Origin of the sequence: Bacillus sp. SIMBA_005 (assembly GCF_046535585.1) — a bacterium.
Lineage (GTDB): Bacteria > Bacillota > Bacilli > Bacillales > Bacillaceae > Bacillus > Bacillus pumilus.
Genome location: NZ_JAWRWI010000123.1, coordinates 1 through 344, shown reverse-complemented (window position 1 = coordinate 344; position 344 = coordinate 1). Strand labels below are relative to the sequence as shown.

At 51.2% G+C, this 344-nt stretch carries 1 protein-coding gene; it reads left to right on the top strand.

Annotated features, from left to right (window positions below; genetic code table 11):
* The coding region (locus tag SB660_RS19405) for a methionine ABC transporter permease (RefSeq protein ID WP_410583869.1) at positions 1-344 on the top strand (344 nt) is incomplete at both ends.

Here is a 344-nt window from a genome sequence, read left to right as displayed (position 1 = left end):
CAGGTCTATTCCGTTTCTTATTTTAATTATTCTGCTTCTCGGCTTTACTAAGATTCTGGTCGGATCGATTTTAGGACCGAATGCCGCATTGCCGGCGCTGATTATCGGCTCCGCGCCGTTTTACGCCCGTCTTGCGGAAATTGCGCTCCGGGAAGTCGATAAAGGAGTCATCGAAGCTGCCAGATCAATGGGAGCAAAGACATCGACGATTATCTTCAAAGTGCTGATTCCTGAATCAATGCCTGCGTTAATTTCAGGCATCACCGTGACGGCCATCGCCCTGATCGGATCTACCGCCATTGCCGGCGCCATCGGTTCAGGCGGACTCGGAAACCTTGCATATG